General features: G+C 64.0%; 21 protein-coding genes. All 21 read left to right on the forward strand.

The annotated features are described in order from the left end of the window. Positions 1 to 2: 2 nt before the first annotated feature. The 21 genes from LX70_RS06935 to LX70_RS07030 all read left to right on the forward strand — a co-directional run bounded on the left by LX70_RS06935 (position 3) and on the right by LX70_RS07030 (position 18,713). Positions 3 to 785, forward strand: coding sequence for a crotonase/enoyl-CoA hydratase family protein (locus LX70_RS06935; protein ID WP_105513831.1), 783 nt, complete (start codon positions 3 to 5; stop codon positions 783 to 785). Between the two features lie 210 nt (positions 786 to 995). Continuing rightward, the gene (locus LX70_RS06940; RefSeq protein WP_105513832.1) at positions 996 to 1,361 is read left to right on the forward strand and encodes an NADH-quinone oxidoreductase subunit A; all 366 of its coding nucleotides are present in this window, start codon (positions 996 to 998) and stop codon (positions 1,359 to 1,361) included. After that, a complete protein-coding gene (locus LX70_RS06945; protein WP_281260434.1) occupies positions 1,352 to 1,885 on the forward strand; it encodes a NuoB/complex I 20 kDa subunit family protein in 534 nt (177 codons plus the stop codon). Before LX70_RS06940 ends, LX70_RS06945 begins: the two co-directional genes overlap by 10 nt. A gap of 11 nt (positions 1,886 to 1,896) precedes the next feature. After that, entirely contained in the window at positions 1,897 to 2,505 is a 609-nt protein-coding gene (locus LX70_RS06950) for an NADH-quinone oxidoreductase subunit C (protein WP_105513833.1), read from the forward strand. Then, positions 2,505 to 3,371: a sulfotransferase gene (locus LX70_RS06955; RefSeq protein ID WP_105513834.1), complete on the forward strand. Its 867-nt coding sequence runs from the start codon at positions 2,505 to 2,507 to the stop codon at positions 3,369 to 3,371. The genes LX70_RS06950 and LX70_RS06955 overlap by 1 nt, the downstream gene beginning before the upstream one ends. Before the next feature lie 4 nt (positions 3,372 to 3,375). Further along, positions 3,376 to 4,590: an NADH-quinone oxidoreductase subunit D gene (locus LX70_RS06960; RefSeq protein ID WP_105514160.1), complete on the forward strand. Its 1,215-nt coding sequence runs from the start codon at positions 3,376 to 3,378 to the stop codon at positions 4,588 to 4,590. Next, the gene (locus LX70_RS20385) at positions 4,587 to 5,003 is read left to right on the forward strand and encodes a hypothetical protein (protein WP_146111560.1); all 417 of its coding nucleotides are present in this window, start codon (positions 4,587 to 4,589) and stop codon (positions 5,001 to 5,003) included. The genes LX70_RS06960 and LX70_RS20385 overlap by 4 nt, the downstream gene beginning before the upstream one ends. Next, positions 5,003 to 6,109, forward strand: a complete 1,107-nt coding sequence (nuoE, locus tag LX70_RS06965) for an NADH-quinone oxidoreductase subunit NuoE (RefSeq protein WP_105513835.1) — start codon at positions 5,003 to 5,005, stop codon at positions 6,107 to 6,109. Before LX70_RS20385 ends, nuoE begins: the two co-directional genes overlap by 1 nt. A gap of 36 nt (positions 6,110 to 6,145) precedes the next feature. Next, a complete protein-coding gene (locus tag LX70_RS06970; protein ID WP_105514161.1) occupies positions 6,146 to 7,012 on the forward strand; it encodes an NADH-quinone oxidoreductase subunit E in 867 nt (288 codons plus the stop codon). 8 nt (positions 7,013 to 7,020) lie between these two features. Continuing rightward, complete coding sequence (locus LX70_RS06975) at positions 7,021 to 7,245, forward strand: DUF5337 family protein (RefSeq protein ID WP_105513836.1); 225 nt, start codon at positions 7,021 to 7,023, stop codon at positions 7,243 to 7,245. A gap of 10 nt (positions 7,246 to 7,255) precedes the next feature. Beyond that, positions 7,256 to 8,551, forward strand: coding sequence for an NADH-quinone oxidoreductase subunit NuoF (nuoF, locus tag LX70_RS06980; RefSeq protein ID WP_105513837.1), 1,296 nt, complete (start codon positions 7,256 to 7,258; stop codon positions 8,549 to 8,551). Positions 8,552 to 8,994: 443 nt separating this feature from the next. Further along, entirely contained in the window at positions 8,995 to 9,411 is a 417-nt protein-coding gene (locus LX70_RS06985) for a DUF5333 domain-containing protein (RefSeq protein ID WP_170076138.1), read from the forward strand. A gap of 50 nt (positions 9,412 to 9,461) precedes the next feature. Then, entirely contained in the window at positions 9,462 to 11,480 is a 2,019-nt protein-coding gene (nuoG, locus tag LX70_RS06990) for an NADH-quinone oxidoreductase subunit NuoG (RefSeq protein ID WP_105513838.1), read from the forward strand. A 9-nt stretch (positions 11,481 to 11,489) separates the two neighbouring features. After that, a complete protein-coding gene (locus tag LX70_RS06995; protein WP_105513839.1) occupies positions 11,490 to 11,897 on the forward strand; it encodes a hypothetical protein in 408 nt (135 codons plus the stop codon). 24 nt (positions 11,898 to 11,921) lie between these two features. After that, positions 11,922 to 12,959: an NADH-quinone oxidoreductase subunit NuoH gene (nuoH, locus tag LX70_RS07000; protein ID WP_105513840.1), complete on the forward strand. Its 1,038-nt coding sequence runs from the start codon at positions 11,922 to 11,924 to the stop codon at positions 12,957 to 12,959. 1 nt (position 12,960) lies between these two features. Then, positions 12,961 to 13,455, forward strand: coding sequence for an NADH-quinone oxidoreductase subunit NuoI (gene nuoI / locus LX70_RS07005; protein ID WP_105513841.1), 495 nt, complete (start codon positions 12,961 to 12,963; stop codon positions 13,453 to 13,455). Positions 13,456 to 13,573: 118 nt separating this feature from the next. Then, positions 13,574 to 13,993 (forward strand): carboxymuconolactone decarboxylase family protein, encoded by a 420-nt coding sequence (locus LX70_RS07010; protein WP_105513842.1) that lies wholly within the window; start codon positions 13,574 to 13,576, stop codon positions 13,991 to 13,993. After that, positions 13,990 to 14,598, forward strand: coding sequence for an NADH-quinone oxidoreductase subunit J (locus LX70_RS07015; protein WP_105513843.1), 609 nt, complete (start codon positions 13,990 to 13,992; stop codon positions 14,596 to 14,598). Before LX70_RS07010 ends, LX70_RS07015 begins: the two co-directional genes overlap by 4 nt. Positions 14,599 to 14,751: 153 nt before the next feature. Beyond that, positions 14,752 to 15,057, forward strand: a complete 306-nt coding sequence (gene nuoK, locus LX70_RS07020) for an NADH-quinone oxidoreductase subunit NuoK (RefSeq protein ID WP_105513844.1) — start codon at positions 14,752 to 14,754, stop codon at positions 15,055 to 15,057. Between the two features lie 6 nt (positions 15,058 to 15,063). After that, complete coding sequence (gene nuoL / locus LX70_RS07025) at positions 15,064 to 17,172, forward strand: NADH-quinone oxidoreductase subunit L (protein WP_105513845.1); 2,109 nt, start codon at positions 15,064 to 15,066, stop codon at positions 17,170 to 17,172. Then, on the forward strand, positions 17,172 to 18,713 hold the full coding sequence (locus LX70_RS07030; RefSeq protein ID WP_105513846.1) for an NADH-quinone oxidoreductase subunit M: 1,542 nt from the start codon (positions 17,172 to 17,174) through the stop codon (positions 18,711 to 18,713). Before nuoL ends, LX70_RS07030 begins: the two co-directional genes overlap by 1 nt. Positions 18,714 to 18,725 lie beyond the last annotated feature (12 nt).

Genomic DNA, 18,725 nt, shown 5'->3' on the forward strand with positions numbered 1-18,725 from the left:
CGATGTACGAAACGATCCGCACGGACTGTGACGGGCGCGGGGTGGCAGTGCTGACCCTGAACCGGCCGGAAAAGCACAACGCGCTGTCCTCGGCCATGATCGGGGAACTGACCGAGGCCGCCGGGCGGCTTGGCCGCGATCCGGCGGTGCGCGTCGTCGTCCTGACCGGCGCGGGGGAAAGCTTTTGCGCGGGCGGCGATCTTGGCTGGATGAAGGAACAGATGGCGGCGGACGGGCCGACGCGGGCGCGCGAGGCGAAGAAACTCGCGCTGATGCTGAACGCGCTGAACCTGATGCCAAAGCCCCTGATCGGGCGGGTGCAGGGCAACGCCTTTGGCGGCGGTATCGGCATGATGTCGGTCTGCGACGTGGCCATCGGCGCCGCCACGGCGCGCTTTGGCCTGACGGAAACGAAGCTGGGACTGATCCCGGCCACCATCGGCCCTTATGTCCTTGCCCGGATGGGCGAGGCGATGGCGCGGCGCGTCTTCATGTCGGCCCGGCTTTTCGGCGCGGATGAGGCGGTGACACTGGGCCTTCTGGCCCGTGCCGTGGACCCGCAGGCACTTGACGCGGCGGTCGAGGCAGAGGTCACGCCCTATCTGTCCTGCGCCCCCGGCGCGGTGGCCGAGGCCAAGGCCCTGACGCGCAGATTCGGCCCCCCCATCGACGACGCCGCCATCGCCGGAAGCATCGAGGCGCTTGTGCGCCGCTGGGAAAGCGCCGAGGCCGGCGAAGGGATCGCGGCCTTTTTCGAACGCCGCAAACCCGGCTGGTCCGCCTGATCCCGCGGGCCGCGCGAATGCTGCGCCATGGCATCGGCCGTTACCGACGAAATCCGTAGGGTTTTCCGCCCCCTTCGCCCTGTCGTTTCCGCGCCGCAGCACGGCGCTTTCCGTGCCGCCTTCGGTTGACCATGCCGGGGGCGCGGAGTAAACGAACGGAAGCCACATGAGTGCGCCGGCCGGTTCGGCGTGACACGAAGGAGCCGATCCTTGGACATTCTCTTGCGCGAATACCTTCCCATCCTGATCTTTCTGGCGATTGCCGTCGCCCTCGGGCTGGTCCTGATCCTGGCCGCGGCGATCATCGCGGTGCGCAATCCCGACCCCGAAAAGGTGTCGGCCTATGAATGCGGCTTCAACGCTTTCGACGATGCGCGGATGAAGTTCGACGTGCGCTTCTACCTCGTCTCGATCCTCTTCATCATCTTCGACCTCGAAGTGGCCTTCCTCTTCCCCTGGGCGGTGGCGTTCAAGGACGTGAGCATGGTGGGCTTCTGGTCGATGATGGTGTTCCTCGCCGTCCTGACGATCGGCTTTGCCTATGAATGGAAGAAGGGGGCGATGGAATGGGCGTGATGACCTCTGCCAATACCGCAGGCCCCGACCGGGAGGTCGCGACACGGGCGCTGAACGCGGAGTTGCAGGACAAGGGGTTCCTGCTGACCACGACCGAGGACATCATCAACTGGGCGCGCAACGGCTCTCTCCACTGGATGACCTTCGGTCTTGCCTGCTGCGCGGTCGAGATGATGCAGGCCTCGATGCCGCGCTATGATCTTGAACGCTTCGGCACCGCGCCGCGCGCCAGCCCGCGCCAGTCGGACCTGATGATCGTCGCAGGCACCCTGACCAACAAGATGGCCCCCGCGCTGCGTAAGGTCTATGACCAGATGCCCGAGCCGCGCTATGTGATTTCCATGGGGTCCTGCGCCAATGGCGGGGGCTATTACCACTACAGCTATTCGGTGGTGCGCGGCTGCGACCGCATCGTTCCGGTCGACATCTACGTTCCGGGCTGCCCGCCGACGGCGGAGGCGCTGCTTTACGGCATCCTCCAGTTGCAGCGGAAGATCCGCCGCACCGGCACGCTGGTCCGCTGAGGAGGGAAGAGATGTCCGAAGCCCTGAATGAGCTTGCCGCCCATATCGAGCTGAAGCGCCCGAATGACGTGGTCGCGACCGAGATCGCCTTTGGTGAGCTGAACGTCACCGTGACGCTGGCCGGTCTTGTCGATTTTGTCGAATTCCTGCGCGTCGACAACAATTGCCGCTTCTCGACGCTGGTCGACATCACGGGTGTCGATCACCCGCAGCGCCCGGCGCGCTTTGATGTCGTCTATCACTTCCTGTCGATGTACCAGAACGCCCGCATCCGGGTGAAGGTCGCTGTGCGGGAAGAGGATTTCGTGCCTTCGATCATCGAGGTCCACCCCTCGGCCAACTGGTTCGAGCGGGAGGTCTACGACATGTTCGGGATCATCTTCTCCGGCCATCCGGACCTGCGCCGCATCCTGACCGATTACGGCTTCCGCGGCCATCCCTTGCGCAAGGATTTCCCGACCACGGGCTATACCGAGGTGCGCTATGACGAGGCGCTGAAGCGCGTCGTCTATGAGCCGGTGCAACTGACGCAGGAATACCGCCAGTTCGACTTCCTGTCGCCCTGGGAAGGCGCGAAATACATCCTTCCCGGCGATGAGAAGCAGGGGGCGAAGCAGTAATGGCGCAACCGGTGCTGATGTTCGGGGTGGGGGCGGCGAAGTCGGGGACTTCGTGGCTTTACCGTTACCTCGCGAAGCACCCGGACTGCCGCCTGCGCACCATCAAGGAATTGCACTTCTTCGACGCGCGCGACCTTGGCAACCGCGACTGGTACCTGCGCGACCTGGCCCGCAAGGCCGTCTCGCTGGAACGCCGGATCGCCGCGCGGGACGATGCCGCCCCGGTCGAGGATATCGTGCGGCTGGCCGACCTGCGGCTTTACGCCCATGTGCTTGAGAAGGGCGAGACCGAGGGCTACCTCGCCTTCCTGATGGAAGAGCGCGAGGAAGAGCGGGTGGTGGGCGACATCACGCCCGGCTATGCGCTTCTGTCCGAAGAGACGCTGCGCGAGATGGCCGGGCTGTCGGACGACGTGCGCTTCGTCTATGTCATGCGCGACCCGGTCGAACGGCTCTGGAGCCATGTGCGCATGGTGGCGCGCCGCCGCGCGCGGGGCGATCTGCGCCGTCAGGCGGGGCGTATCCTCGACAAGGTGCTGATCGGCGGCGAGACGCATATCAGCGAACGGGGCGACTATTCCGCGACGGTTGAGCGGCTGAAGGCCGCGGTCCCGGCGGAACGGCTGTTCCTTTGCACCAGCGAAGACCTGATGACGCAACCGATGCTTGACCGGCTTTGCGCCTTTCTCGGCATCGCGCCGCGCGCCGGGGTGTTCGAGCGCAAGATGCATTCCGGGGTCGACATATCGATGTCGGACAGCCAGAGACAACGCGCCGTGGCCTGGCTCAGGCCGCAATACGACTATGTAGCCGCCAATATGGGGGCGCTGCCGCCGGCCTGGCAGGCAAGCCTTGCGGGGATATGAGATGATGGATGGTCACTTCGACGACGCTCTGACGGGCGAACAGAAGATCCGCAACTTCAACATCAACTTCGGCCCGCAACACCCTGCGGCGCACGGGGTTCTTCGTCTGGTGCTGGAACTGGACGGCGAGATCGTCGAACGCTGTGACCCGCATATCGGGCTGCTGCATCGCGGCACCGAAAAGCTGATGGAAAGCCGCACCTACCTTCAGAACCTGCCCTATCTGGACCGGCTGGATTACGTCGCGCCGATGAACCAGGAACATGCCTGGTGTCTGGCGATCGAAAAGCTGACCGGGACCGAGGTGCCGCGCCGCGCCAGCCTGATCCGGGTGCTGTATTCGGAAATCGGCCGCGTCCTGAACCACCTTCTGAACGTGACCACGCAGGCGATGGACGTCGGCGCCCTGACCCCACCGCTCTGGGGGTTTGAAGAGCGCGAAAAGCTGATGGTCTTTTACGAACGGGCCTGCGGCGCGCGCCTGCACTCGGCCTATTTCCGCCCCGGCGGCGTGCATCAGGACCTGCCGCCGGAACTGATCGACGATATCGACCACTGGGCCGACGAATTCCCGAGGGTTCTGGACGATCTTGACGGGCTGCTGACGGAAAACCGCATCTTCAAGCAGCGCAACGTCAATATCGGCATCGTGACCGAGCAGGACGCGCTGACCTGGGGCTATTCCGGCGTCATGGTGCGCGGGTCGGGCATGGCTTGGGACCTGCGCCGCGCCCAGCCCTATGAATGCTATGACGAGTTCGATTTCCAGATCCCGGTCGGCAAGAACGGCGACTGCTTCGACCGCTACCTCGTCCGTATGGAGGAGATGCGGCAATCGACCTCGATCATCAAGCAGGCCTGCGCCAAGCTGCGCGCGCCCGAGGGGCAGGGCGACATTCTCGCGCGCGGCAAGATCACGCCGCCGAAGCGGGGCGAGATGAAGCGCTCGATGGAGGCGCTGATCCATCACTTCAAGCTTTACACCGAAGGCTTCCACGTTCCCGCCGGCGAGGTCTATGCCGCCGTCGAGGCGCCGAAGGGCGAATTCGGCGTCTACATCGTCGCCGACGGCACCAACAAGCCCTACCGCGCCAAGCTGCGCGCGCCGGGCTATCTGCACCTGCAATCCATCGACTGGATGGCCAAGGGCCACATGCTGGCCGACGTCGCCGCCATCATCGGTACGATGGATATCGTTTTTGGGGAGGTGGATCGGTGAGAATTCTGTCAAGTTTAGTATTGGTCAATGCCCTCTCGACGACAGCTTTTGCGGAGGATGCCAGCTTCGGAAATAGTGATGTAGTTCGGGCTTGTCTTGCGACATCAAAATATATCAGCGGATTGACGGCCGTGGCATTATCTTTAGACCGTGATGTGGCTCTCGATCGGTTTGATGAGACCGAAGCACAATTTGCTGATGAAGTCAGATTTTTCCAGTTAGTAGCTGGACCTGCTGCACAATCAGTGTTGTCGCGGCCAGAGTTTGCACTTCAAACCTTCCTGGGGGCGGCACTCGAATGCACGAAGTTGAGCGTGACCAAGTGCGACCCTGGGAATATTGCCGAACAGGCGGTTTTCGCCACCCATGCACTCGAAAAGGCCTGCGCCGCCGACTTTAGAGGAGAGGCGTAATGCTCCGCCGCCTGTATCACGACCAGCCCGCTTCCTTCGAATTCACGCCCGCGAACCTCGCCTGGGCGAAGGGGCAGATGACGAAATACCCCGAGGGCCGTCAGGCCAGCGCGATCATCCCGATCCTGTGGCGCGCGCAGGAACAGGAAGGCTGGCTGACCCGCGCGGCGATTGAACATGTCGCGGACATGCTGGGGATGCCCTATATCCGGGCGCTGGAAGTCGCCACCTTCTACTTCATGTTCCAGCTGCAACCCGTTGGGTCCGTAGCCCATATCCAGATCTGCGGCACCACGTCCTGCCTGATCTGCGGGGCCGAGGACCTGATCCGGGTCTGCCGCGAAAAGATCGCCGCCCATCCCCATACGCTGTCGGCCGATGGCAAGTTTTCCTGGGAAGAGGTCGAATGCCTCGGCGCCTGCACCAACGCGCCGATGGCCCAGATCGGCAAGGATTATTACGAGGATCTGACCGCCGAAAGCCTGTCGAAGCTGATCGACGACATGGGGGCGGGCAAGGTGCCGGTCCCCGGTCCGCAGAACGGCCGCTATGCCTCCGAGGCGAAATCCGGCCTGACCACGCTGAAGGACCATGAGGCGGGCCGCGCGGCCCATAACGCATCCGTCGCGCGGGCGGTGGAGATCGGCGATTCGATCAAGCGCATCGACGGGACCGAGGTGCCGCTTCTGACGCCGTGGCTGGGCGGGGCGAAAGCCGCGGCCCCGGCGGCGAAGGCCAAGCCTGCCGCGACGCCGAAACCCGCCAAGGCCGAGGCGGCGAAACCCGCCACGCCCAAGCCCGGGAAGGCGGATACCGCCCCGGCCAGGCCCAAGGCGCTGAAGGCGGCGCGCGGCGGCAAGGCGGACGATCTGAAGCAGATCAAGGGCGTCGGGCCAAAGCTTGAGACGCTGCTGAACACCCTCGGCTTTTACCATTTCGACCAGATCGCGGCCTGGACCGGGGCAGAGCTTGCCTGGGTCGACGACAATCTGGAAGGGTTCAAGGGCCGGGCCAGCCGTGACGGCTGGGTCGATCAGGCGAAGATCCTTGCCGGAGGGGGACAGACGGAGTTCTCGAACCGCGTGAAGAAGGGTGACGTATACTGACGGAACGATTGACGAGGGGTTTTGAGGATGAACGACATGGCTGATCCGACCTGCCGCCGCAATTCCTGGCTGGCCGCGCTGATCGTGGGGCTTCTGGTCGCCGCGATGCTGGCCCTTGTGGGGCATCACGGAGCTATCAAGTCGCTTTTCATCGGGGCCCTGGTCTGCGTTCTTCTGGGGTTCTTCCTCGTCTGGGCCTTCTGTTCGGGCAGCACGCAAGGCGTGGCGGAACCCGCCGCCCCGGCGCGGCCGGAACCTGCGCCCGCACCCGCACCGGCCGCCGAGGCGCCAAAGCCCGCCGCCGCACAGGCGGGGCAGGGGGCGGCAACCGCCACGGCCACGGCCGCGCCGGTGATGGCCAAGACGCCAGAGCCTGCGCCCGAACCCGCCCCGGCGCCGGAAAAACCCGCCGCCGAAAAGCCCGCACCGAAAAAAACCGCACCGGCCAAACCCGCCCCCGCCGCGAAACCGGCTGCGGCCAAGGCCAAACCTGCGCCCGCGAAAAAGCCCGCCGTGAAGAAATCCGCGCCGAAGGCGGCCGCCACGACGGTTCCGAACGACCGGCCGGGCCTTGCCCTGAACGCCGCGCTCGCCAAGTCGAAAGAGCCGGTCAGCAAGGCGGGGCCGGAACTTCTCTCCGCTCCGCGCGGCGGTAAGGCGGACGATCTGAAAGAGATCAAGGGCGTCGGGCCAAAGCTCGAAGGGCTTCTCAACAGCGTGGGGGTCTGGCATTTCGACCAGATCGCAAGCTGGAAGGCGAAGGACATCGCCTTCGTCGACGACAAGATGGAAGGTTTCAAGGGCCGGATCACCCGCGATGAGTGGGTGAAGCAGGCCAGGGTGCTGGCACGGGGCGGCAGCACCGAATTCTCTGCGCGCGTCTCCAAGGGCGACGTGTACTGAGGGGGACGATGACGAAGCCCGGAGGCAAGGACCAAGCGCTTGTTCGGGAAGCGCGGCTGGTGGCGGTGGTGATCGCCGTGACAGCGGTTCTCTGGCTCGGGGCGCAATGGCTGATCGAACCGGGCAACCGTATCATGGCCCTGTTCGACCTGGCCGCACTGGCCGCGTTCTTCTGGGCGCTGGTCGTAACCTGGCGGATCTGGCGGCGGCAACAGCGGCCCAAGGGGAATTGAGGAACTACGCATGCTGAAGGATCAGGACCGGATCTTCACCAACCTCTACGGGATGCATGACCGCTCCCTCGCCGGCGCGAAGAAGCGCGGGCATTGGAACGGCACCAAGGACATCCTGGCGCAGGGGCGCGACAAGATCATCGAGACCGTGAAGGCGTCGGGCCTGCGCGGGCGCGGCGGCGCGGGCTTTCCGACCGGCCTGAAATGGTCGTTCATGCCCAAGCAGTCGGACGGGCGCCCCTCCTACCTCGTCATCAACGCCGACGAATCCGAACCCGGCACCTGCAAGGACCGGGAGATTATGCGCCACGATCCCCATACGCTGGTCGAAGGCGCGCTGATCGCGTCCTTCGCGATGGGGGCGAATGCCTGCTACATCTACATCCGCGGCGAATATATCCGGGAGCGTGAGGCGCTTCAGGCCGCGATTGATGAGGCCTACGATGCGGGCCTGATCGGCAAGAACGCCTGCAAGTCGGGCTATGATTTCGACCTTTACCTGCATCACGGTGCGGGCGCCTATATCTGCGGCGAGGAAACCGCGCTGCTGGAAAGCCTTGAGGGCAAGAAGGGCATGCCGCGCATGAAGCCGCCTTTCCCGGCCGGTGCGGGGCTTTACGGCTGCCCGACCACGGTCAACAACGTGGAAAGCATCGCCGTCGTGCCGACGATCCTGCGCCGCGGGGCCGACTGGTTCGCCAGCTTCGGGCGGCCCAACAACACCGGGACGAAGCTTTTCGGCATCTCCGGCCACGTCAACAACCCCTGCGTCGTCGAAGAGGCGATGTCGATCCCGCTGAAGGAACTGCTGGAACGTCATTGCGGCGGCGTGCGCGGCGGGTGGAAGAACCTCAAGGCGGTGATCCCCGGCGGGTCCTCGGTGCAGCTTCTGCGCGCCGAGGAATGCGAAGACGTGCTGATGGATTTCGACGCGCTGCGCGAGCTGAAATCCGGTCTCGGCACCGCGGCGGTCATCGTGATGGACCAGTCGACCGACATCATCAAGGCGATCTGGCGGCTGTCGAAGTTCTACAAGCACGAAAGCTGCGGCCAGTGTACGCCGTGCCGCGAAGGCACCGGCTGGATGATGCGCGTCATGGACCGCCTGGTGCGCGGCGAGGCCGAGATCGAGGAGATCGACATGCTTCTGTCGGTCACCAAACAGGTCGAGGGCCACACGATCTGCGCCCTCGGCGACGCGGCCGCCTGGCCGATCCAGGGCCTGATCCGTCAGTTCCGCGATGAGATCGAGGACCGTATCAAGGCGCGCAAGACGGGCCGGGTGAGCGCGGTGGCGGCGGAGTAGGTGAGACGTTGATGGCTATCCTGCTATCTCTCGCGGTATATGCGGCCCTTTGCGGCGCAATTGCCCGGATTTACGGCCGGACTGGTCATTCGTTTATATGGAAGCTGCTCTCGTTTTCGCCATTGGCGCTCGTACTGCTCTCGTATGCGGCTGCTATGTTCGGCATTGTGCCGGAATTCGTTGGCGGAGCACTGATGTTAGTTGTCTTGGTCTACCTCGCGCTGTTGCTCGCTCTGGCATTCAAAGCCTGGCCTCAAGTTGGGGGTGAGAATGTTCGGCAATAGCCACAACCTCACCCCACCGAACGCCGGGCGCTTTACCGCCCCCTCGGACGCGCCGTACATGGCAGGAAGCACCCCCGCATGACCGCCGTTATTGCATATCGCGCGGGGGCGATCCCACATCCTGACCGGGGGCATTCCGCCCCGGAAGGATCGAGGAAGATGAAGCCTATCAAGCATTTCGCCCTGCCGCTGGCCCTTGCGCTGGTCGTGGGGACGGGGGCCGGCGCCTCGGCGTTGCAGCCCTTGCGCGACAACACCTATGTCACCGACCGCCTTGTCGCGGCGCGGGTCGCGGACCGCATTCGCAAGACCTGCCCCGACATTGGCGCCCGCCTCGTCTATGCGTTCAGCCAGGCCTATGCGCTGAAAAGCTGGGCCGAAAAGCAGGGCTATTCGGGCGATCAGATCGACGCCTTCCTGAAGGACAAGGCGGAAAAGCGGATCATCTACGACCGGGCCGAGGAATATCTTGCCTCGCGCGGGGCCGTGAACGGCAATGTCGAGGGCTTCTGCGCGCTCGGCTTCAAGGAAATCAGCGCGGGTTCGATCATCGGCTCGCTCATCTACGCGAAGTAACTGGCGCGCGGGGTAAAACCCTCGTCGCGTGACGTAAAAGGACGGGACACATGGCGGATCTGAGAAAGATCATCATCGACGACACCGAGGTCGAGGTCGATCCGAACCTGACGCTGATCCAGGCCTGTGAGCAGGCGGGGATCGAGATCCCGCGTTTCTGCTATCACGAACGGCTGTCGATCGCGGGCAACTGCCGGATGTGCCTTGTCGAGGTCGTGGGCGGCCCGCCCAAGCCCGCCGCGTCCTGCGCGATGCAGGTCAAGGACCTGCGGCCCGGCCCGAATGGGGAGCCGTCGGTCATCAAGACCAACTCCCCCATGGTGAAGAAGGCGCGGGAAGGGGTGATGGAGTTCCTCCTCATCAACCACCCGCTTGACTGCCCGATCTGCGATCAGGGCGGCGAATGCGATCTTCAGGATCAGGCCGTCGCCTATGGCGTCGATTTCAGCCGCTACCGTGAACCCAAGCGCGCGAACGAGGATCTGGACCTCGGGCCCCTGGTCGAAACCTGCATGACGCGCTGCATCTCCTGCACCCGCTGCGTGCGCTTCACGACCGAGGTCGCGGGCATCACCCAGATGGGCCAGACCGGCCGGGGCGAGGATGCGGAGATCACCTCCTACCTCAACACCACGCTCGATTCGAACCTTCAGGGCAATATCATCGACCTTTGCCCGGTCGGCGCTTTGACCTCGAAACCCTATGCCTTCACCGCGCGGCCGTGGGAATTGACGAAGACCGAAACCATCGACGTGATGGATGCGCTGGGCTCGAACATCCGCGTCGACACCAAGGGCCGCGAAGTGATGCGCATCCTGCCGCGCAACCATGACGGCGTGAATGAGGAATGGATTTCCGACAAGACCCGCTTCGTCTGGGACGGGCTCAGGCGTCAGCGTCTGGACACGCCCTACATCCGTGAGGGCGGCAAGCTTCGCAAGGCAAGCTGGCCCGAGGCGCTGGCGGCGGCAGCGGCGGCGATGAAGGGCAAGAAGGTGGCCGGTCTGGTCGGCGATCTGGCCCCGGTGGAGGCCGCCTTCAGCCTCAAGCAGTTGATCGAGGGGCAGGGCGGTTCGGTCGAATGCCGCACCGACGGCGCGCGTCTGCCTGCGGGCAACCGCTCCGCCTATGTCGGCACCGCCCGGATCGAGGATATCGACAGCGCGAAGTTCATCCAGCTGATCGGCACCAACCCGCGGGTCGAGGCGCCGGTCCTGAACGCGCGGATCCGCAAGGCCTGGGCCAATGGCGCCAAGGTGGGTCTGGTCGGTCAGGCGGTCGATCTGACCTATGACTATGCCCATGTCGGCACCGACCGCGCGGCGCTGGTCGGGCTGCTGGATCACACATTCGACGCGGTGCTGGATGCGCCCTCGATCGTCATCGTCGGTCAGGGCGCGATCCGCGAGGCCGATGGCGAGGCGGTTCTGGCCCACGCGATGAAGCTGGCCGAGGCGACGAAGTCGAAGCTTCTGGTGCTGCACACGGCCGCGTCGCGCGTCGGCGCGATGGATGTGGGCGCCGTGACCGAAGGCGGCATGACGGCGGCCATCGAGGGGGCAGAGGTGATCTATAACCTCGGCGCCGATGAGGTGGAGATCGCGGCAGGCGCCACGGTCATCTATCAGGGCAGCCATGGCGACCGTGGCGCGCACCGGGCCGACATCATCCTGCCCGCCGCCGCCTATACGGAAGAAAACGGTCTCTTCGTCAACACCGAGGGCCGCCCGCAACTGGCGCTGCGCGCCGGTTTCGCGCCGGGTGAGGCGAAAGAGAACTGGGCGATCCTGCGCGCTCTGTCGGCGGAGATGGGCGCGCAACTGCCCTGGGATTCGCTCGGTCAGCTGCGCCATGCGCTGATCGCGGCCCATCCGCATCTGGCGGGCATCGACGAGGTGCCGGAAAACGACTGGCAGCCGCTGCCGGTCCGGGCGCCGGGCAAGGCCGATTTCATCGGCGCCGTGAAGGACTTCTACCTGACCAACGCGATCACGCGCGCCTCATCCCTGATGGCGGAGCTGTCGGCGATGGCAAAGGCGCGGGGCGAAACGCCCATGGCGGCCGAGTAAGGGGGCGGGATGCGGGGCGCTCTGATTTCCGGGATGCTGGCGGTCTTTCTGCCGACGCTCGCGGCCTGTGCCGCGACGGACGGCAAGCCGCGCCCGGATGCGACCCGTGAACCCGTCTATCTGGGCGCCGAGCCGGTGGGGCTGGGCGGCGATCTTTACGGCTTTGCGGTCAGGATGCGCGCGCCGCGCGATGCGGCCGACATAGACGCCTATGTCACCTGCATCGTTGCGGGCTATGCGCTTCAAAAAGACGCGGGTTTTGCGCGCAAGCTGCGCACGAACGTGAAGGAAGAGGGTGGTGTTTGGATCGCGGATGCTGTTTACAGCATCTCGCCAGCACTGCCGAGCGGGCTGAGGACGATCGACGCGGAAGTGGCGGTCTCCGACTGCGCCGAAAACGGCATACCAACGGCATGAGACGGACGGTCTGAGGAATCGAGAATGGCTGAATTTCTGGCAACACCCTTGGGGACCTTCCTTCTGATCGTGGTCCAATGCGTGGGCATCGTCGCCTTCGTGATGATCTCGCTCCTGTTCCTGGTCTATGGCGACCGCAAGATCTGGGCCGCGGTGCAGATGCGCCGGGGGCCGAACGTGGTCGGCGCCTTCGGCATCCTGCAATCGGTGGCCGACGCGCTGAAATACGTCGTCAAGGAAATCGTCGTCCCCGCCGGGTCGGACAAGTTCGTCTTCTTCCTTGCGCCGATGCTGTCCTTCGTGCTGGCCATCCTCGCCTGGGCGGTGATCCCCTTCGATTCCGGCTGGGTCCTGTCGGACATCAACGTGGCGATCCTCTTCGTCTTCGCGATTTCCTCGCTTGAGGTCTACGGCGTCATCATGGGTGGCTGGGCCTCGAACTCCAAATACCCGTTCCTCGGCTCGCTGCGCTCGGCCGCGCAGATGATTTCCTACGAGGTGTCGCTGGGCCTGATCATCGTCGGTGTCATCATCTCCACCGGGTCGCTGAACTTCTCCGACATCGTCGCGGCGCAAGAGGGGGATTTCGGCCTTTTCAACTGGTACTGGCTGCCGCACCTGCCGATGGTGGTGCTGTTCTTCGTCTCCGCTCTGGCGGAAACCAACCGCCCGCCCTTCGACCTTCCGGAAGCGGAATCGGAACTCGTCGCCGGCTTCATGGTCGAATATTCCTCGACCCCCTACCTTCTCTTCATGGCTGGCGAATACATCGCCATCTTCCTGATGTGCGCGCTGATTTCGCTGCTGTTCTTCGGCGGCTGGCTGTCGCCCATCCCGTTCATCGCCGATGGCTGGTGGTGGATGGTCGGCAAGATGTGGGTCTTCTTCTTCCTCTTCGCGATGGTGAAGGCGATCGTCCCGCGCTACCGCTACGACCAGTTGATGCGGATCGGCTGGAAGGTGTTCCTGCCGCTCTCCATCGGCTGGGTGGTGATCGTGTCCTTCCTCGCGAAATTCGAAGTGCTTGGCGGCTTCTGGGCGCGCTGGGCGATTGGGGGCTGATATGGCGAATGTCGATTATGGCCGCGCCGCGAAGTACTTCCTGCTCTGGGATTTCCTCGTAGGCTTCAAGCTGGGCTTCAAATACTTCTTCGCCCCCAAGGCGACGCTGAACTACCCGCATGAAAAGGGGCCGCTTTCTCCCCGCTTCCGTGGCGAACATGCGCTGCGCCGCTATCCCAATGGCGAGGAACGCTGCATCGCCTGCAAGCTTTGCGAGGCGATCTGCCCGGCGCAGGCGATCACCATCGACGCCGAACCGCGTGAGGATGGCAGCCGCCGCACCACGCGCTACGACATCGACATGACGAAATGCATCTATTGCGGTTTCTGTCAGGAGGCCTGCCCGGTCGATGCCATTGTCGAGGGGCCGAATTTCGAATTCGCCACTGAGACGCGCGAGGAGCTGTTCTACGACAAGGCGAAACTCCTCGACAACGGCGCCCGCTGGGAGGCCGAGATCGCCCGCAACCTGGAACTGGACGCGCCTTACAGATGAGCCATCGTTGCGCATATCGCGCCCCGCTTGGGATGCACGGGCGGCGCCCGACCGAGGCGGGCGGGCCCCGCCCGTGCTTGCGCACGGGCGGTGGCTTGGCGGCGACGGAGGTGTCGCAATGACCGACGCCTTCCAGAAACTTTTCGCGCAGATGATGGAGCAGGGCCAGGAAATGGCCCGCACCCTGAACCCTGCGCTTGAGAATTTCTCGGTCGCGGGCTTTGACAAGATCTGGCCCACCATGTCCAAGGACATGATGGAAATGTGGTTCGGCAAGACCTTCAACCGCGAGGGGCTGGACGCCAAGACCCGGCTTCTGGTCACGGTCGCGGCGCTGACGGTCCTTGGCGCGCAGGGCGAACCGCAGATGCGCCTGACCATCCGGCACGCGCTGGAGGCAGGGGCCACGAAACGCGAGATCGCGGAAGTGATCTATCAGATGAGCATGTTCGGCGGGGTGCCCGCCATGACCAAGGCCCTCGAAATCGCCCAGGGCGTTTTCGATGAGGTCGGTGACAAAGCGGGGGACGACGCATGACGGTCGCGGTTTTCGCCTTCTACCTCTTCGCCATTACCGTGGTGGCGGCGGGCCTGATGGTGGTCCTGTCACGAAACCCGGTTCATTCGGTCCTTTGGCTGATCCTCGCCTTCCTCTCCTCGGCGGGTCTTTTCGTCCTGCTGGGGGCAGAGTTCGTGGCGATGCTTCTGATGATCGTCTATGTCGGCGCGGTGGCGGTGCTGTTCCTTTTCGTCGTCATGATGCTTGACGTCGATTTCGCCGAGCTGAAGGGCGAGATGGCGCGCTACATGCCCCTGGGCCTTCTGATCGGCGTCGTGATCCTGATGGAGCTTGGCGTGGCCTTCGGCGCCTGGACGACGGCCGACACGGCCGAGACGATGCGCGCCGCCGCGACGCCGGAGGGGGTGCATAACACCGCCGCGCTGGGGCTGCTGATCTATGACCGCTATATCCTGATGTTCCAGCTTTCCGGCCTTGTGCTGCTGGTCGCGATGATCGGGGCGATCGTCCTGACGCTGCGCCACCGCCCGAACGTCAAGCGCCAGAACGTGCTGGACCAGATGTGGCGCGACCCGGCCAAGGCGATGGAGCTGAAGGACGTGAAGCCGGGGCAGGGGCTTTGAGGATGGGCGATATCGCCCATCCTACGGGGAGTGCGGCGATATACCTCCCGGCCCGGCCGGGGATGACGACAGGGGTCGCGGATCAGGTCCGGGGCGCGCGAGAGAGAACGGAAAGACGACACAGGGTGCGCTGAGGCGCCCGGAGGGACGAGAATGATCGGATTGACACATTACCTTGGCGTTGCCGCCGCACTTTTCGTGATCGGCATCTTCGGCATCTTCCTGAACCGGAAGAACGTCATCGTCATCCTGATGTCGCTGGAACTGATGCTTCTGGCGGTGAACATCAACTTCGTCGCGTTTTCGTCCTTCCTGCACGACCTCGTGGGGCAGGTCTTCACGATGTTCGTCCTGACCGTCGCCGCCGCCGAGGCCGCGATCGGCCTGGCGATCCTCGTCTGCTTCTTCCGCAACCGCGGCACCATCGACGTCGAAGACGCCAACGTGATGAAAGGCTAAGGGGCCATGGAAACGATCATTGTTCTTGCGCCTCTTGTCGCCGCGATCATCGCGGGGTTCGGCTGGCGGATCATCGGCGAAACGGCGGCGATGGCGCTGACGACGGGGGTTCTGTTCCTCGCCTGCCTGATGTCCTGGATCGTCTTCCTGGGCTTCGACGGCACCACCCAGCACATTCACGTCCTCGACTGGATCCAGTCCGGCAGCCTCGATACCGCCTGGTCGATCCGGGTCGATCGGCTGACCACCATCATGCTGATCGTGGTGACGACCGTCTCCAGCCTCGTCCACCTCTATTCCTGGGGCTACATGGCCCATGACGAGAACTGGGGCCATCACGAGCATTACAAGGCGCGTTTCTTCGCCTATCTGTCGTTCTTCACCTTCGCCATGCTGGCGCTGGTGACGGCCGACAACCTGGCGCAGATGTTCTTCGGCTGGGAAGGCGTGGGCGTCGCGTCCTATTTGCTGATCGGGTTCTACTACAAGAAGCCCTCGGCCAACGCCGCCGCGATCAAGGCCTTCGTCGTGAACCGGGTGGGGGACTTCGGTTTCGCGCTTGGCATCTTCGGGCTTTTCTACCTGACCGACTCGATCCTGATGGACGATGTCTTTGCCGCCGCGCCGACGCTGGCGGAAACGCGGCTCGGCTTCCTCTGGACCGACTGGAACGCGGCCAACCTTCTGGCCTTCCTCCTTTTCATCGGCGCGATGGGTAAGTCGGCGCAGTTGTTCCTGCACACCTGGCTGCCGGACGCGATGGAAGGCCCGACGCCGGTCTCGGCGCTGATCCACGCCGCGACCATGGTGACGGCGGGCGTCTTCCTTGTCTGCCGCATGTCGCCCCTGTTCGAATACGCGCCCGAGGCGAAGACATTCGTGATCTATATCGGCGCGGCGACGGCCTTCTTCGCCGCCACCGTCGGTCTGGTGCAGAACGACATCAAGCGCGTCATCGCCTATTCGACCTGTTCGCAGCTGGGCTACATGTTCGTGGCCGCCGGCGCGGGGATCTATTCGGCGGCGATGTTCCACCTGCTGACGCATGCCTTCTTCAAGGCGATGCTGTTTCTTGGTGCGGGTTCGGTCATCCACGCGATGCACCACGAACAGGACATGCGGAACTACGGCAATCTGCGCAAGAAGATCCCGCTGACCTTCTGGGCGATGATGATCGGCACGCTGGCCATCACCGGCGTCGGCATCCCGCTGACCTCGATCGGCTTCGCGGGCTTCCTGTCGAAGGACGCGATCATCGAAAGCGCCTGGGGGACGGGCAACGGGTTCGCCTTCTGGGCGCTTGTCGTCGCGGCGCTTTTCACCAGCTTCTATTCCTGGCGGCTGATGTTCCTGACCTTCTACGGCAAGGAACGTGGCGATCATCACGCGCATGAACATGCCCATGAAAGCCCGGCCGTCATGACCGTTCCGCTTGGCGTGCTGGCGCTTGGCGCGATCTTCGCCGGGATGCTCTGGTACAAGCCGTTCTTCGGCGATCATGAGCGGATGCTGTCCTTCTTCGCCATGCCGCAGCATGAGGTGCAGGCGGCGGATCACGCGGCGGCGCCCGCCGAAGGCACCGCGGTTGAGGCCGCGACGACGGAACAGGCGGCGAATACCGGGGACGACCACACCACCGACACGACGATCGAGCATGCCCCCGCAGGCGCGATCTTCATGTCCGAGGCGACGAATACCGTCTTCGACAACGCCCACCACGCACCGGCCTGGGTCAAGGTCTCGCCCTTCATCGCCATGCTGATCGGCTTCTTCACCGCCTGGGTCTTCTATATCCGCGATCCGTCGATCCCCGGCCGTCTGGCCGCGCAGCAGCCGATCCTTTACCGGTTCCTGCTCAACAAATGGTACTTCGACGAGATTTATGAGGCCGTCTTCATCCGCCCGGCGCGCTGGCTTGGCAACTTCCTGTGGAAGAAGGGCGACGGCGACGTCATCGACGGGACGATCAACGGGGTGGCCATCGGTTTCGTGCCGATGCTGACCCGGATCGCGGCGCGGCTTCAGTCGGGCTACATCTTCACCTACGCCTTCGCGATGGTTATCGGGATCGCGGTCCTTCTTCTCTGGATGACGCTCTCGGGGGGCGCGCACTAATGGAAAACCTGATTTCCATCATCACTTTCGTTCCCCTCGTCGCGGCGGCGATCCTGGCCCTGTTCCTGAAGGGCAACGACCCGGCGGCACAGCGCAATGCCAAGTGGCTGGCGCTGATCGCGACGACGGTGACCTTCCTGGTCTCGCTTTTCCTGCTGGCGGGCTTCACGCCCTCCAACACGGACTTCCAGCTTGTCGAGGAGCATGAGTGGATCTTTGGCCTGAAGTACAAGGTCGGGGTGGACGGGATTTCCATCCTCTTTGTTCTGCTGACGACCTTCCTGATGCCGATCACCATCCTCGCGACATGGGAGGTGGATACCCGCGTCAAGGAATACATGGTCGCCTTCCTTGTCCTCGAAGGGCTGATGATCGGCGTCTTCGTGGCGCTCGACCTCGTCCTTTTCTACCTCTTCTTCGAGGCGGGACTGATCCCGATGTTCCTCATCATCGGCATCTGGGGCGGCAAGGACCGGATCTACGCGGCCTTCAAGTTCTTCCTTTACACCTTCCTCGGCTCGGTCCTGATGCTGGTCGCGATGATCGCGATGTATGTGGATGCGGGGACGACGGATATTCCGACGCTGCTGAACCACCAGTTCGCGTCCGAGACGCTGAACATCCTCGGCTTCCACATCGTCGGCGGGATGCAGACGCTGCTGTGGATCGCCTTCTTCGCCAGCTTCGCGGTGAAGATGCCGATGTGGCCGGTCCACACCTGGCTGCCCGACGCGCACGTTCAGGCGCCGACGGCGGGCTCCGTGGTGCTGGCGGCGATCCTGCTGAAGATGGGGGGCTACGGCTTCCTGCGCTTCAGCCTGCCGATGTTCCCCATCGCCTCGGACCAGATGTCCGGCTTCATCTTCTGGCTGTCGGCCATCGCCATCGTCTACACCTCTCTGGTGGCGCTGGCGCAGGCGGACATGAAGAAGCTGATCGCCTATTCGTCCGTCGCCCATATGGGCTACGTCACCATGGGCATCTTCGCGGCGAACCAGCAGGGCATCGACGGCGCGATCTTCCAGATGCTGTCGCACGGCTTCATCTCCGGCGCGCTCTTCCTTTGCGTCGGCGTGATCTATGACCGGATGCACACGCGCGAGATCGACGCCTATGGCGGTCTGGTGAACCGGATGCCCGCCTATGCGCTGATCTTCATGTTCTTCACCATGGCCAATGTCGGCCTGCCCGGCACCTCCGGCTTTGTCGGCGAATTCCTGACGCTGATGGGGGTCTTCCAGGTCTCTACCTGGACCGCGCTTTTCGCCACTTCGGGCGTGATCCTCAGCGCCTCCTACGCGCTTTGGCTTTATCGCCGGGTGGTCTTCGGCGATCTCATCAAGGAAAGCCTGAAGACGATCACCGACCTGACCGGGCGCGAAAAGCTGATCTTTGCGCCGCTGGTTGCGATGACCCTGCTTCTTGGCGTCTATCCCCGCCTTGTGACCGACATCATCGGGCCGTCGGTGGGCGCGCTCATCTCCGAATACCATGCCTCCCTGCCTGCCGTCGCGGATGCGGCGCAGGTGGCCAGCCACTAAGGACGACCCGCG

The organism is Albidovulum denitrificans (assembly GCF_002973535.1).
Lineage (GTDB): Bacteria > Pseudomonadota > Alphaproteobacteria > Rhodobacterales > Rhodobacteraceae > Albidovulum > Albidovulum denitrificans.